Annotated in this window: 13 protein-coding genes, 2 tRNA genes and 1 pseudogene; 7 read left to right on the forward strand and 9 right to left on the reverse strand. The window is 57.5% G+C overall.

Annotated elements, in window-relative coordinates; all coding sequences use genetic code 11:
* From VG146_23080 to VG146_23100, 5 genes are all read right to left on the reverse strand, one after another.
* The coding region (locus VG146_23080; GenBank protein ID HEV2395246.1) for a glutamine synthetase at window positions 1-258 on the reverse strand (258 nt) is incomplete at its 3' end.
* Between the two features lie 107 nt (window positions 259-365).
* Complete coding sequence (locus VG146_23085) at window positions 366-1,865, reverse strand: ammonium transporter (GenBank protein ID HEV2395247.1); 1,500 nt, start codon at window positions 1,863-1,865, stop codon at window positions 366-368.
* 29 nt (window positions 1,866-1,894) lie between these two features.
* The gene (locus VG146_23090) at window positions 1,895-2,233 is read right to left on the reverse strand and encodes a P-II family nitrogen regulator (GenBank protein ID HEV2395248.1); all 339 of its coding nucleotides are present in this window, start codon (window positions 2,231-2,233) and stop codon (window positions 1,895-1,897) included.
* A 546-nt stretch (window positions 2,234-2,779) separates the two neighbouring features.
* Window positions 2,780-2,854: transfer RNA gene (locus VG146_23095), tRNA-Asn, on the reverse strand.
* 181 nt (window positions 2,855-3,035) lie between these two features.
* A tRNA-Leu gene (locus tag VG146_23100) sits at window positions 3,036-3,119 on the reverse strand.
* A 314-nt stretch (window positions 3,120-3,433) separates the two neighbouring features.
* Between VG146_23100 and VG146_23105 the strand changes: the two genes are divergently transcribed.
* Entirely contained in the window at window positions 3,434-4,018 is a 585-nt protein-coding gene (locus VG146_23105; GenBank protein ID HEV2395249.1) for a hypothetical protein, read from the forward strand.
* On the opposite strand, the gene VG146_23110 is transcribed toward VG146_23105, so the two are convergent.
* The gene (locus VG146_23110) at window positions 3,993-4,277 is read right to left on the reverse strand and encodes a hypothetical protein (protein HEV2395250.1); all 285 of its coding nucleotides are present in this window, start codon (window positions 4,275-4,277) and stop codon (window positions 3,993-3,995) included. The genes VG146_23105 and VG146_23110 overlap by 26 nt on opposite strands.
* Before the next feature lie 10 nt (window positions 4,278-4,287).
* Window positions 4,288-6,039 (reverse strand): ClcB-like voltage-gated chloride channel protein, encoded by a 1,752-nt coding sequence (locus VG146_23115; protein ID HEV2395251.1) that lies wholly within the window; start codon window positions 6,037-6,039, stop codon window positions 4,288-4,290.
* A 195-nt stretch (window positions 6,040-6,234) separates the two neighbouring features.
* Between VG146_23115 and VG146_23120 the strand changes: the two are divergent.
* The 4 genes and pseudogenes from VG146_23120 to VG146_23135 all read left to right on the forward strand — a co-directional run bounded on the left by VG146_23120 (window position 6,235) and on the right by VG146_23135 (window position 10,248).
* Window positions 6,235-6,765 (forward strand): annotated as a pseudogene (locus VG146_23120) (DEAD/DEAH box helicase).
* 659 nt (window positions 6,766-7,424) lie between these two features.
* Window positions 7,425-8,138 (forward strand): (Fe-S)-binding protein, encoded by a 714-nt coding sequence (locus VG146_23125; protein HEV2395252.1) that lies wholly within the window; start codon window positions 7,425-7,427, stop codon window positions 8,136-8,138.
* Window positions 8,135-9,562, forward strand: a complete 1,428-nt coding sequence (locus tag VG146_23130) for a LutB/LldF family L-lactate oxidation iron-sulfur protein (protein HEV2395253.1) — start codon at window positions 8,135-8,137, stop codon at window positions 9,560-9,562. The genes VG146_23125 and VG146_23130 overlap by 4 nt, the downstream gene beginning before the upstream one ends.
* Window positions 9,559-10,248 (forward strand): LUD domain-containing protein, encoded by a 690-nt coding sequence (locus VG146_23135; GenBank protein HEV2395254.1) that lies wholly within the window; start codon window positions 9,559-9,561, stop codon window positions 10,246-10,248. Before VG146_23130 ends, VG146_23135 begins: the two co-directional genes overlap by 4 nt.
* Here VG146_23135 and VG146_23140 read toward each other — a convergent pair.
* Complete coding sequence (locus VG146_23140; protein ID HEV2395255.1) at window positions 10,245-10,943, reverse strand: hypothetical protein; 699 nt, start codon at window positions 10,941-10,943, stop codon at window positions 10,245-10,247. The two genes, VG146_23135 and VG146_23140, sit on opposite strands and share 4 nt — an antisense overlap.
* A 414-nt stretch (window positions 10,944-11,357) precedes the next feature.
* Between VG146_23140 and VG146_23145 the strand changes: the two genes are divergently transcribed.
* Together VG146_23145 and VG146_23150 are read left to right on the forward strand one after the other, a co-directional pair.
* Complete coding sequence (locus tag VG146_23145) at window positions 11,358-11,732, forward strand: hypothetical protein (protein ID HEV2395256.1); 375 nt, start codon at window positions 11,358-11,360, stop codon at window positions 11,730-11,732.
* A gap of 128 nt (window positions 11,733-11,860) precedes the next feature.
* Window positions 11,861-13,105: a glycosyltransferase gene (locus VG146_23150; protein ID HEV2395257.1), complete on the forward strand. Its 1,245-nt coding sequence runs from the start codon at window positions 11,861-11,863 to the stop codon at window positions 13,103-13,105.
* 36 nt (window positions 13,106-13,141) lie between these two features.
* Here the strand turns inward: VG146_23150 and VG146_23155 are convergent, their stop codons facing one another.
* On the reverse strand, window positions 13,142-14,044 hold the full coding sequence (locus VG146_23155; protein HEV2395258.1) for a glycosyltransferase family 2 protein: 903 nt from the start codon (window positions 14,042-14,044) through the stop codon (window positions 13,142-13,144).
* Window positions 14,045-14,058: the final 14 nt, after the last annotated feature.

Raw genomic sequence — 14,058 nt, forward strand, 5'->3', positions numbered from 1 at the left:
GGTGGGCTCGACCATGAACGGGTCGATAAAGGCGGTGTCGGGGTCGGGCATGGCGAGCATGTCGGAGGCCTCGATGCTTTTCCAGCCCCGGATGCTCGAGCCGTCAAAGCCCAAACCCTCGCTGAAAATCTCCTCGGTCAGCTCTCGGATGGGACAACTGAAATGCTGCCAGGTGCCAAAAGTATCGACGAACTTAATGTCGATCATCTTGGCGCCGGTTTTCTTGGCTAATTCAAGTACGCTCTTAGGTGTGCTCATTATATGGTTTCTGTTTTGGATTCAGTTTCGGTTCGTTTCGGTTAGGTCGCCCGGCGCCGCACCGGACGCAGCAGCCGGCTGCAAGGCGGTTTGGCGCAGGCGAAATATCATAATTGTCCTTCACTGTGGTAGGCCTCTTCGCCATGTTCATTAAGGTCCAATCCGGCTACCTCGACTTCGGCGGAAGGCCGCAAGCCGAGCACAGCTTTGACAATGGAAGCGATGATGGTGGTGCCGACTATAGCGAGGAAGAGGGTGACGCCGATGGCCTTGAGTTGCTCGATAACCAGCCGTTGCGCCGGGGAATCGGTCACGTAATCCTTCAGGTTGGCGGCCAGGTTTGGGTTGGCGGCGTTTCTGGCCAAAATTCCTGTGAGCAAGGCGCCCAGCGTGCCGCCGATGGCGTGAACGCCGAACGTATCGAGCGCATCGTCATAACCAAACCAGTTTTTGACTTTGTAGCAGAAGAACCAGGGGATCAGTCCCGCTGCGATGCCGATAATCACCGCTCCGTTAGGGGTGACGAAACCGCAGGCGGGAGTGATAACGACCAGGCCGGCAACGGCGCCGGAGCAGAAACCCAGGACACTGGGCTTGCCGCGGACGAGCCACTCGAACATGGGCCAAACGAAGGAGGCGACGGCGGTTGCGAGGGTAGTGGTTGTGAAAGCGTTGGCGGCGATGACATCGGCGCCCACGGCACTGCCGGCATTGAAGCCATACCAGCCCATCCAGAGCATGCCGGTGCCCACCATGCACAGGACCATGCTATGGGGCGGCATGGGCTCTCTGCCAAAGCCCAGGCGCTTGCCCACAATCAGGCAGAGGATGAGCGCCGACCAGCCGGAGGTCATGTGGACAACCGTGCCCCCGGCGAAATCGATGGCTTTGATTTTCGCATAGGGATTGAACACGCCGTTCATCAAGCCATCCGCGCCCCAGACCATGTGGGCCTGAGGAAAATAAACGATGAACATCCACAGGGTCATGAAGAGGCAAATCGCGGAGAACTTCACCCGTTCGGCAATAGCGCCAATGATCAGCGCCGGAGTGATGATTGCGAACATAAGCTGGTACATCGAAAAGACGTTCTGCGAGACCCAAAACGAATAATCCGGGTTGGGGCTCGAATCGACGCCCTTCAAGAAGGCGTATCCGAGGCCGCCGAGAAAAGAGGTGCCCTTATGAAAAACAAGGCTGTAGCCGCAGACAAACCACAGAATCGTGACCAGTCCGGCAATGAACAAACATTGCGCCATGACGGAGAGGACATTCTTGTGCCGGACCAATCCCCCGTAAAACAATGCCAGGCCGGGCAGCGTCATGAATAAGACCAGCGCAGCGGAGGTCATTTGCCAAGCGTTTGCGCCTGGGCCGGGTTTTGGCGTGAAGGTGTTGGACTTTACGTTGTAATCCCCCAGCTTCGAGGAGACATTGTTGGTGACATCCGCCAACCGCGCCCCGTTGTTGATATAGGCCTCCAAGTCCGATACCCGTTGTTCGAGAGTCGGCTCGGCGCGCTTGGGCGCGGCGTCTTGCGCGAAAGCGGGCACGTCACATAAAAATTGCGCTGTAAGCAGACCTGTCAAAAGGATTAGCTTTCTCATTGGGTTCTCTATTTTTATTTGGTAGTTCTTTAGACGGCAGCGACTCCCTTCTCCTCAGTCCGAATGCGAACAGCCTCCTCAATCGAAGAGACGAAGACCTTCCCATCTCCAATCTTGCCGGTCTTCGCCGCTTTCACGATTGCAGCCACGGCTTCCTCCAGTTTCTCGTCCGCAAGGACCAGTTCCACTTTTATCTTCGGCAGGAAATCGACTGTGTATTCACTGCCGCGATAGATTTCGGTATGGCCTTTTTGGCGGCCAAAGCCTTTCACCTCGGTTACGGTCATTCCTTCAATGCCGATCTCACCAAGGGCATCCTTCACCTCCTCCAATTTGAATGGTTTGATAATCGCTTCGATTTTTTTCATGCTCGGGGTAATAGTGCTGGGTTTTATTCGTTTGTTTTGGGATGAGCCGGCGGAAATCGGCGCATCCCATTGGCGCAGCCTTATGCAAACGTTGTGCCATCCATTTGGAGGCTGTGGGCAGAATGACTTAATTGATTTACATAGAGCAGCTTGTAAAAAATGAGAGCCGCCGATGCATTGTGATTTGCCTGTTGCATTTCGTTCAGCAAGACCAAAAAGCTGCAAATGGGTTTTTGGTATGATTTAATCCAACGCCCTCAAGAAAAATGCTTGGTCCTGGGAACGAGGAGATCCTTTCGATTCGGACTGGCACATAGATTATTCCACCGCAAGCGCTCCCCCAACGAAGCTGAACTAAGAGTTCGGACTCGAATTGACCTTCGGGCATGACTCGAGCTTTCCTGCCACTTCAAACATTGTCGCTTGCAAACGAGCGGGAAGAGGAACCGCACAGCTCATCCGGCGATTCTGTTTCGCCGAAGCCATTTGATATCCGGACCGCGGCCTGGATCTGTAACTCCAAGAAGTTCGAATTTGGGGAACAAATGGCTCCAGAGGCAGGGCTCGAACCTGCAACCCGCCGGTTAACAGCCGGCTGCTCTACCATTGAGCTACTCTGGAACGCAAAGCGCTTTGGGACCGCCCTGGCCTCCCGGCGCGGTCCGCCAGCTAATCCCAAACGTGTCGGGATTCCAGAAGGAAGCGCAATGTACAGACGAGCCCGAAGAGGGTCAAACCGATTCTGGCGTTCTTGAGTTCTTGATTTCTTTAAGTCTGGTTGAATCCGCTTCTCTTTTTTGACTGGTGGGCGAGACAGGACTTGAACCTGCAAGGGTTACCCCACGTGGTCCTAAGCCACGCGCGTCTGCCATTCCGCCACTCGCCCACTCTCCAGCAAAGCCGACTTGTCCTGTATCATTTAGCATTAAAACCGTGAGAGTAAAACCACAATTAAGAGGGCAACCAATGGGGTGAAGAATTAAGAAAAAAGCGATAAGGGGTAACCGGTTAGTGACGGCGGGCGCTGCCGCCTAAAGGCGGCGTTCCGCGCGTCCGGAACGCCGGCTTCAGCCGGCAGCCCCGTAGTCACTGAGGCATTACGATAAGGGATAAGGGCTAATACCCCATTTGATATCGCCCCTGTAGCATGATAAGATGAGATGACATTTCTCGAGCGGGCAGGGGTTCAAAGGAAACAGTATGAAACTGCATCTTCTTGCGCTTGTCGCTCTTTGCGTCAGCGGCTGCGCTACCTACAATTATCGCGTCATTCAGCCACCCAATGTCCCGGCGGTGATTTCGAAGCAGCCCGTCCTGGTGCATTATGACCCGCTGGAATATCACCTTCGCCGGTTCCACAATCGCCTTGCCATACGCATTTTTAATCCGACCGGCGATCGCATGACATTAGTGGGCAACCGCAGTTATGTGGTGGATACTCGAGGCGAGTCGCATCCCATCCGCGGGCGGATGATTGGCCCGCATAGCTTTACCGGTATGCTGATGCCCCCCATGCCGGCCAGCTCCCCTTATCCGGCTTGGTATGCCTGGGGCCCCGGGTGGGGTTGGGGGCCGGGTTGGGGCCTGGGCTGGTACGACCCGCTTTGGGGTCCCTACTATGCCGAAGGTTTTTGGGGACCGCCGCCCATCTCTTATTACACCGTCTATACGGCTTACGACTGGGTTTGGAAAAAAGGGGCCGCCCGTTTTCGGTTCACTTATGAACGAAACGGGAAGTTCTTCGAACACAATTTCGAGATCATACGCGAGAAGCAGAAGAAGTGAGGACCTCGATCTGGCGCAGATCGGTTGGTCCGCGCGTGTGCCAGAGCCGCCGACGCCAACGGCGTCGCTCATACCAGTCCAGGGCAATGCCCAGGGCAATGCCCGGGCAACGCCCTGGGAAGTGATGGTTTGCAGGCCAACGGCCTGCGTTATAGATGGGCATTCTCACCGGAACAAGTTGCTGGTTGTCGTACACACTGAACGGAGCGATAAGAATGACTCCCTGCGGGCAGTAGCCGCCCTGGTGCGCCAACAGCAAAAAGTGAGCCTCAATGCTGGCCCCCGCTTAAGCCATGAGCCATCGTCAGCAGCAGGTCGGTTTTGGATACATACCCAAGCAGCATCCGTTCATGCAGGTTATTGATCACCGGAAGGCGCTCACCGCGAAAATGGCGGAATTGCTCCAGAGCCTCGTGCAGGGTGTCCCCTGGAGTCACCATCTGGATGCGGGTGCGCATCAGGTCGGCCGCTGTAATCCATTCGCTGTGCTGGCGCTTTTGCAACAGGGTCTCGACCTCGCTCAAGTCGATGATTCCTCGCAACTCGTTCTGGAGCGTGACAACAGGCATGTGCCGGTACGGATGATTGGCGAATAACCGCACGACCTCGCCAAAGGCCGCGTTCTCTAAGACTTTAACCTGGGGCGGTTTAATCAGATCACGCACCCGCAGGGCCGAGATGTCCGCCGGGGTGGTTTGCATCTGCTTGCGCCGCAACGATTCGGAATAGATGGAATCGCTCTGGAGCCAGCGGGCGGTATAATAAGCGACCACACAAACCAGCATCAGCGGGAGCACGACGCCGTAATCGAGGGTCATTTCCAGGAGCATCAACATCGACATGAGCGGGGCGCGAGTAGTAGCGGCCAGAAAACCGCCCATGCCTACCAGCGCGTAGGCCTGCGCCCCGGCCGTGCGGCCCGGCCACCAGGCTGCAATGGCGTGGCCCAGCAAGCAGCCCAGCATCGCCCCAGTGAACATCGTGGGCGTAAAAACACCGCCCACTGCGCCGGAGCCAGTAGTAATGGCCGTGGCGAGCACTTTGCAGGCCAGGATTGCCGCCAGGATGGTCCAGGGCCAGGGGCTTTGCAGCGCCAGGTTCACCATCGTCCGCCCATTGCCCCAGACCTCCGGGAAAACAATGGCCAAGGCCCCGACCATCAGGCCCCCCAAGGCCATGCGCCAATAAACCTGCGGCACCAGCGCCGTGAGCCAATCTTCGCTCTTTCGCAGCAACCGAACGTAACCGGGCGCGGCAATCCCCAGCACCACCGCCATCGCGAAACAGGGAATCAATTCCCAAGGCGACCCTAACTGGAAAGGCGGGGTAGTAAAATAGGCCTGCGCCCCACCCACATACCGACTGATGAGCGAACTGGCCACCGCCGCCACCAGAAGCGGCCCCAAACTCTCCATCGCAATCGAGCCCAGAACGATTTCTGCCACGAACAATGCCGCGGCGATGGTGACGTTGTAAACCGCAGCGATGCCTCCGGCTGCCCCACAGGCCACCACCAACCGCAACCGCGGCGTCGAGAGACGGCCCCGCAGGCCCAGCCAGGAAGCCAGCGTGGCGGAGAGCTGAACCATGGCGCCTTCGCGGCCAATCGACCCGCCCGACCCAATCGTCATCAGCGATGAAACCAGTTTGGTCAGCCCTTGGCGGACGCTGATGGTTCCCCGGCGCAGCGCGATCGCTTCCATGTAATCGGTCGAGCGATGACCTCGCCCCAGGCGCTGCCCAAAATGCAATGTCAAGCCGGCCAGCAGACCGCCTCCGGCCGGAATCAAGAACCGCTGCCACCAGGCCAATTGGCCCGCCACTTGTTCGAAACTGCCGGTGTGGCGGGTCCAGCCCCAAAGGATGCCCTGGATGGTCGCGCGGAAAGCAATCGCTCCCAATCCTCCAATACACCCGGCCAGCCCCGCCCACAGTAAAGTAGCCGACGCCTCGCTCGGCCGAAACCATTTGGCGAGCCAGCTATACCACCCCAACAACCGCAAATGGGCCTTAGGCTGCATCACCGAATATAGCGGTCCAAACGCCGCGGATAAAGGGTCCTCCGCAAGTATCGGCCCGGTGTGGCCCGATTGAGTCTTTTGCGCATACGGAAGTAAACCCTTGTTCTTACAAGTTCATCCTGTTAATGTCACTCAATTTAGCCGGCACATGTCGCGCCAATGAGAGGGTCCGAAACAGGTCTAACCCTATTCGCCATGTCGTACAACCCAATACGCGCTCTTGAACTGCTTCGGCTCGGGACGCAGAACGAGGCTAGCGTGTTGCGCAATGGGCAGGAGGATGCGATCCGTCATGTTGCGGATGCACAGGGTCGATTGCTTGTGGTACAGAAGACCGGTTGGGGAAAGAGCTTTGTTTATTTCATTGCCACGAAACTGCTGCGCGAGCAGCGCCTTGGCACGACGATTTTAATTTCGCCTCTCCTGGCTCTGATGCGCAACCAGATTGCGGCCGCAACAGGCATGGGAGTTAGAGCTCTGACGATTCATTCCGAGAACCGGGACGAATGGATAGCGGTCGAGACGGCTTTGGCTCAGAACGAGGTGGACATTCTACTCATCTCTCCCGAGCGATTGGCAAACGAATATTTTGGCAGCCGCGTTTTGGCTCCCATTGCCGGGAGCATTGCCTTGTTGGTAGTTGATGAGGTTCATTGCATTTCGGATTGGGGTCATGATTTTCGCCCGCATTATCGGTTTATCGAACGCATCATGCGCGCTCTTCCGCGCTGCATCCCCTCGCGCCGCCACCCAAACCTCGTGCCCAATTTCGCCCGCCGCCTCGCCGCCTCTCTGAACCTTCCATTCCAAGAGGTGTTGCAAAGAACCGATGACCGGCCTGCACAGAAAACCATGGCCAATAGCAGCCAGCAGGCACGCAACGTCGATGGCTCACTGAAGATTCTGGGAACGATCTCTACTGGCCCTGTGCTGCTCGTTGATGATATGGTGGATTCCAGATGGACGATGACAGTCGCCGCGTATCTGTTAACAACTCAGGGCAGTGGACCAGTGTTTCCGCTGGCGCTGGCCTCCGCCCTGGTAATCACCTCGGATTTTAAAAAAGGGTGGAACTTGGGCGGGCGCCATCGAGCAGTTGGAGCGATTTCGCCTGGTTCCGCTGTTTGTCCGCGAAGGAGCCAACACCGGCAAGGGCAATGCGGCGCTACTGCAACGCGGCGCCCAGCCATGGCGCGATCCGCGCAATTCCGCAGAATTTTGCCAGGCCCTTTCCGAGGCGGTGGCAGCGGCTGCCGCAGAACCGAAACAGGAAACACTGTCATTTGCGCTTCGCGAGCAGCCACCAACGAACCCAAAAACCAAGGACATCCAATCAGTCGAACGACACAACGCGCCCAAACCGCTCGCCCAAACGCAGCGCCCGCATGAAAGTCACTTTATTCGTTCCTTGTTTTGTCGATTTGATGTTCCCCAAGGTCGGCATCAGCATGGTCCATATCCTGGAAGCGTTGGGACATACAGTGGAGTGCCCTGAAGAATTGGCCTGCTGCGGGCAACCCGCCTATAACTCGGGCTATTGGGAAGAAGCGCGCGCGGTGGCCAGCAGGGTGCTGGAGCGCCTGGAAAACGCCGAGGCCGTAGTGATTGGCTCTGGTTCCTGTGGGGCGATGCTGCGCGTGTTTTACCCGGAGCTTTTTGTCAAAACCCAGTACGAACGCGCCTCGCGGGCTTTGGCCGAGAAGTGCTATGAGTTCTCTGAATTCCTTGTATCGCGTCTGGGGGTGAGCGACCTGGGAGCGCGGTTCCCGGCGAAGGTGACTTTTCATGATGGCTGCCACGGGTTGCGTGAGCTGAGGATCAGCACCCAGGCGCGCCAGCTTCTGGCGCACGTGCGCGGGCTAGAACTCGTCGAGATGGCGGAGAAGGTCTGTTGCGGGTTTGGAGGCACCTTTGCCACAAAATTCCCCATGATCTCGACGGCAATGGGCGAGGTGAAATGCGCTCAGGCCCACGCGACGGGGGCGGACTATATTGTGTCGAGTGATTCCAGTTGCCTGATGCATATCCAGGGATTGCTGGACCGCCAGGGCAGCCGGATGAAGACGATTCACCTGGCGGAGATTCTGGCTCAATCATGAAGGCACTGGTCCGTCAGTTCAAAACCCAGGCCCGCCGGCTCACCGCCGACCTACGCCACCGTGACCTCATCCAGTCGGCCCTGCTCAACTACGAAACCGCCCGCGATAAAACCAAAGCGGCATTTCAGGATTGGGCGGCAGCCCGCCAGGCTGCGGCGGAGACAAAGTGGGAGGCAATCAATCACCTGGACAAATATCTCATCGAGTTTTCCCGCAATCTTGAATCGCGCGGCGCCCGCGTCCATTGGGCCAGCACCGGCGAGCAGGCGCGGGACATCATCCTGGAAATCATCCGCCAGAAAAAGGCGCGCTCGATTATCAAATCCAAGGCGATGACCTCCGAGGAGATTCATCTCAACAAGGCGCTCGAGGAAGAAGGCTTTGAGGTCGTCGAGTCTGACCTGGGTGAGTTCATCGTTCAGCTCCGAAAGGAAACGCCTTATCACATCGTCTTTCCGGCCATGCACCTCACACGAGGGGACATCAGCCAGCTCTTTACGCAAGAGCTGGGCAGCGCACCGACTCAGAATCCCGAGGACCTTACCCTTATCGCGCGGCGCGTCTTGCGACAGAAGTACCTCTCCGCCGACATCGGATTGACAGGAGCCAATTTCGCCATCGCCGAGACCGGGATGATTTCAATTACCGAAAATGAAGGCAATGCGAGGCTGACTGCGGCATTGCCCAAAGTGATGGTGACTCTGCTCGGGATAGAAAAGATTCTGCCCCGGTTGGAGGACCTGGCGCTCTTCCTGCCGATGTTGGCGACCATCGGCACCGGCCAGGCCCTGACCTGCTACAATTCATTCTATGGCGGGCCGCGCCAACCCGGGGAGCCGGACGGCCCGGAAGAGTTCCATGTCGTGCTACTGGATAATCGCCGCACCCAGCTCCTGGCCGATGCCGAGCAGCGGGATTCCCTGCATTGCATCCGGTGCGGCGGCTGCCTCAATGTCTGCCCCATATTCCGCAACGTGGGCGGTCACACCTACGGCACCACCTATTCAGGCCCGATCGGTTCGGTGATTACCCCGCACCTGCGCGGCCTTCAGGATTGGAAGCATCTGTCGTATGCCAGCTCGCTGTGCGGCGCCTGCACGGAGATTTGCCCGGTTAAAATCGATTTGCACCATCACCTGCTCCAAAACCGGCGTAATGCCGTCAGGCAGAAACCCTCTCTTTTCGAGAAGATGGCTTTCAAACTTTTCGCCATGGTCATGAATCGGCCCGCGCTTTATCGAGGCCTCAAGACAGCCGGCCGCTTCCTCCAGCACGCGCACCCGTTGATTAAAGGGACTCGGCTCGACCCCGCTCGCGCATGGACTCGCACCCGCGAGCTGCCGCCGCTCGCGCCGCGGACTTTTAAAGAATACTGGGCCAAAAGAGCCGCCGGCCAAATCCAGAATCGACAGGAACCAAATTGAACGAGCGCGAGAACATCCTGGGGCGAATCCGTGAGGCCCTCACGACGCCAGCCCCGCTTCCCGGTCACAACGCCCATGCCGCTGTGAAGGGGCCCCTGGCGCCCGCCGCGCCGGAAGATGCCCGTCAGTGGTTGCCGCTGGTGGGAGCTACACCCCAGGAGCGCCTGGCACGCTTCGAGCAGAATGCCGCCCTGTTAAAGGCTGGCTTTCATCTGGTCAGTGGACTGGACCAATTAAGAGGTCTGCTCCTGGCGCTTCGCGATGGCGAAGCTTGGAAGAAAGTCGCGGCTCATCAGGGTGAGTTGACGGATTTTGCCTGCAATGCCCTTGGCTTGCCGGTCTGCAGGACAGACGCGGCTTACGAGATCGCGGAGTTGGAAACCTGCAGTGTTGGACTGAGCGAATGCGACGCTTTGGTTGCCCAGACAGGCAGCGTATTGGTGACCAGCCGCAGCGCGGGCGGCAGGGCCTTATCTGTATTGCCTCCCCACCATGTCGTGTTCGCCCGGCGGGTGCAGTTGCTGGGCGACCTGCCTGAAGCCTTTGCTTTGATCAAGAAAAAATATGCCGGGAATTATCCCAGCTTCATCTCGTTCATCACCGGGCCCAGCCGCACCAGTGACATCGAGCGCATCCTTGTTTTGGGCGCGCACGGGCCGAGGAAGCTCACGATTCTTTGCGTTTAAGATCGAGCCGCAAAATCGCCTTTGAGATTTGTTGCGCGAGGAAAGGTGAAGGTCGGGGACTCCAAAGCGAGGGCCTGGCCGAAATTCAGCATGGCGTTAAATCCGGCCTGTTCCACCGCCACCGGTTTTATAAAGAGATTGGCCGCCGCGCCTTTAATGGACCCGAGAAGCTTCTGCATGCGGCTGTTGCAGGCATCCTTCCGACTCACCGAGGCGACGGTTATTTCCATTTTAGCCGCGCCCGGGTTCCTGCGGAAGGTGAGCGTGTTCACACGGGCGATCATGTCGTTTTGGTTGCGAAAAACCCCATCCTGAAACTTGATATCGTGGAGATCGATGGTGACCGGGCTGGGATGCCCGTGGGCATTGAAGCGCAACCGGACCTCGGTGATTACCGGGACCCGATTGGCAATTGTTCCCTCGATTTCAATTGTCCCCTTGCCAGAGCCCTCGACATTTATCGAGCCGAGCTGCTGTTCGAGCGCGCCACCGGCCTTGAGCTCCGATTCATGGCGGAGGATTTCCTGAGTATGATCAATAATATGCCGATAAACACCCGCGCCCACGAACTCAAAATCGCAGGTCACCTGCAGGGAATTGCCATTGATTCGGCGTGTGGCCGAAATGACGCGCGCCTGTTGAGTGTTGGACGGATTCGTGGCAACCGACACTGGTTGAGGTGAGATCAGTGGCACAAAATACATAAACTTGCCCAACGGATTCTCGCAGGCGGCTCCCCGTCCGTAGTCCAGATGCAGGGTCGGCCCAGCTTCTTCCGCCGCCGCGGGTGCCCCCGCTTGTTCAACCTTTGATGACTCTGACGCCATGGCTGTCAATCCGGCTCCAGCGACCAAAACAGCCATCAAGGCCTGACGGGTGAATTCTTTCCACCTGCCCTTCCTGATGTGGTCTGCCGTGTTTAGAAATCGATTCCAAATTCTTATGTACAAATGCTCCATTTTAATTCTTCTACCTGGGACTCTCATCCGGTGCGTTCAACATAACCCCGAACCTGTAAAAAGAAAGGCCGGACCTGGGAAAAATTGGCTAAGAAATTGGCAAGGGAGGGTTAGAAGCTTCTGATGATTAGGTTCTAGAGTTTTTCTGCGATGAATGATGACGGCCAGCAATTCCTTGAGCGGCTTGCCCAATCGCCGCACAGGACCTTCGAGCGGCATTTTGCCAGGGCTGCCATCAGCTTGAATCTGGGTCCGGTCCTGAGCGCTGCCGAGTTGGAGATGCTGTACCGGGCTGCGTACCTGGCCACTCTGTGCAATATCGCTTTCAACGGCCTGGGCGGGTGCGCTTCCAAGATTAAACCCGAGCGCGAAGCCAATCGCGTCAGACTCGAACGAAGCTACATGATGGCGAGGGATGTTTTTTATGCGACGCTGGGCTGGAGCAGCATAGGGGAATCTCGAAAAAGTCGGGTTCAGAACGTATTCCTGGCTGTCTCGATAGCCGAACATAATCTCTTGCGATAGTCTCAGGGCCAATGAGGTCAGTTCCAAGGTGAGTTCCAAACTTTTTGTCGTAAAGCAACAAAAGCCCGCCCTGGGGTTGCCACCCCATTGGCGCTCCCCTGCCTTTGTGATTAGCTTTGCTCACCGCAATGAGAGCAGGTGAGAATGCAGGGTCTCGATTGTTGTACCTGGGCTTTGCTTTTCCGCCGGGGGTCCAGGGTCTCTACCCGGAACGCAACCCCGCCGGACACGCCTTGGAAACGCAAATGATTTCCGAGTTGCGCCGGCATTTTCAGATTCGCTCAGCAGGGGTGTTGCCGATCATTCCACCTGTTGTGCAGGATGCGCAGCCGGATTCGGGCATTGCGCACGAGGTCCTCCTGCTCGAAAAGCCGCCCGAGCTTTTCCATCGCTTCCGTTCTTTGGCCCGGCTGAAGGCGGAATACCTCCGATGGCGCGCCGCCGGGTGGCAGCCAGAGACGATTCTGGTGTACAACCTCTCGCCTATTTATAACCAGTTTCTGCTGTGGTTGCGGCGTCAGCCGGATTGTCCCAAACTGGTGCTCCTGTTGCTCGACAGCGCGAATCTGGGCCAGCATCTGCCGCGGCTCAAGCGCCTCCGGCGCGGGCTCAAACCGATGTGCATTCCCGATTCGGAAATGATCCCGCACTTCGACGCCTGCGTTGGCCTGAGCCGGGACACCGAACACTATTTCCGTCGAAGGCAAATTCCGTTCCTCTGGATGCCGGGTGCTTGCACGCCCTCGCGCGCCCTTCGTCCGTGCCAACGCGGCCTGTCTAACGGGGACAACGGCCCTATACGTTTTGGCTATTTCGGGGCATTGGGCGCGCACTCCGGCATCAAGCCGCTTATCTCGGCATTCCTTTCGCAGGATTTGCCCGCGACGCTGGAACTGTGCGGTTATGGCAAATCCAGCGCCGAATTGACCAGCCTGGCCCGCCAGGATGCGCGGCTCAAGTTTCTGGGCTTGCTCACGCCCTCTGAGTGTATCGAGTTTGGCCACCGTTGCGATGTGCTGGTGAACCCCCGCCCTGCAAGCCACGGCAATGAAAATAATTTTGCTTCCAAGCTTTTCGATTATGCGCTCAGCGGGCGCGCCATCCTGACTTCTAGCCTTTCCGGGGTGGAAGGAGTGCTGGGCTCCGAGGCCTTTTATTTCGACCCGCGCCAGTTCAATGAGAGTCTCCAAGAGCGGCTAGCTGAAATCGTCTCCATGCCGAGGGCTGAATTGCATCGGCGCGGGGAGGCCATTCAGCAGCGGATCGTGTCTGAATTTACCTGGGAAAAACAAGCCGGACGGCTGGCGGAGTTCATTAAAGCGGTTCACGTAAAGGAATCTGCAGTCGAATTAACCGAGGCTCTGGCGGCCTGAGGAAAGCCGTTGGTTTGAGCATCGGATTAGTGGTTGTTAGTACTTTCGCAGTTCCCATTTCCCGAGGTCGGCGCGATACACAACCCGATTAGCAACACCTTGTTGGCCGGTAGCAAAGGCATGCCGGCGCTGAAGGTACCGAAGGACCTTGCCGGCATTCTTAAGCCAAAGGCCCTTGAGGCTCGAAGGGGGTTTGCCGCCATGGCGTTCGAGGCAGTGGCGGGCCTGACGCAGGTACTCCTCCATCTTTTGGGCGGTTTTCTGCGCCGGATGCTGGCGGAAACCAGCTAGCGGAATGGGAGTGGAAAAAAGCTCCGCCTCTATGGCGAAACGCACCCACAGGTCGTAATCGGCTGCCAGATTGCAGTTTTTATCCAACCGTCCACCAGCGCGTTCCCAGAGCGAGCGGCGCCAAAAAGTCGATTCCTGCTGAATAAAGGACCAAGCGGCCCATCCGCAGCCGGGCAGCGTGCCTCCTTTGAGAATGAGCCGGCTCGAAAAGCCCGGGTGATATTCGCAGCGCATGGGCCGCCCGTCGCCATTCCAAAAGAGGTGAAACAACGACGTGAGCCACTCGATTTGCGGGAGAGAACCCATGACATCGGCCACGACACCAAAACTCCAAGGCAGGTACTTATCATCTGCATTCAACCAGGCCATAATGTCACCCGTAGTATGGCCAAAGCCTTTGTTGATGGCATCATATTGGCCGGCATCAGGTTCGCTAACCCACCAGTGAAGGCGGTCTGCATATTTCCGAATGATTTCGACGCTGCCATCGGTCGAGCCGCCGTCCACCACCACATACTGCAAATCCGGGTAATTCTGATCCAGGACCGAGCGGATGGTTTGTTCGAGAAATGTTCCCTGGTTGAACGAGGGGGTAACGATTGAAATTCGCGGCCAGTGGGGAGTTAGGGGTGGCGCGGAAGGGCTCATGAAGTGTGAGAATC

It is taken from the genome of Verrucomicrobiia bacterium (genome assembly GCA_035946615.1).
In the GTDB taxonomy this organism is placed as follows: Bacteria; Verrucomicrobiota; Verrucomicrobiia; order Limisphaerales; family UBA8199; genus DASYZB01.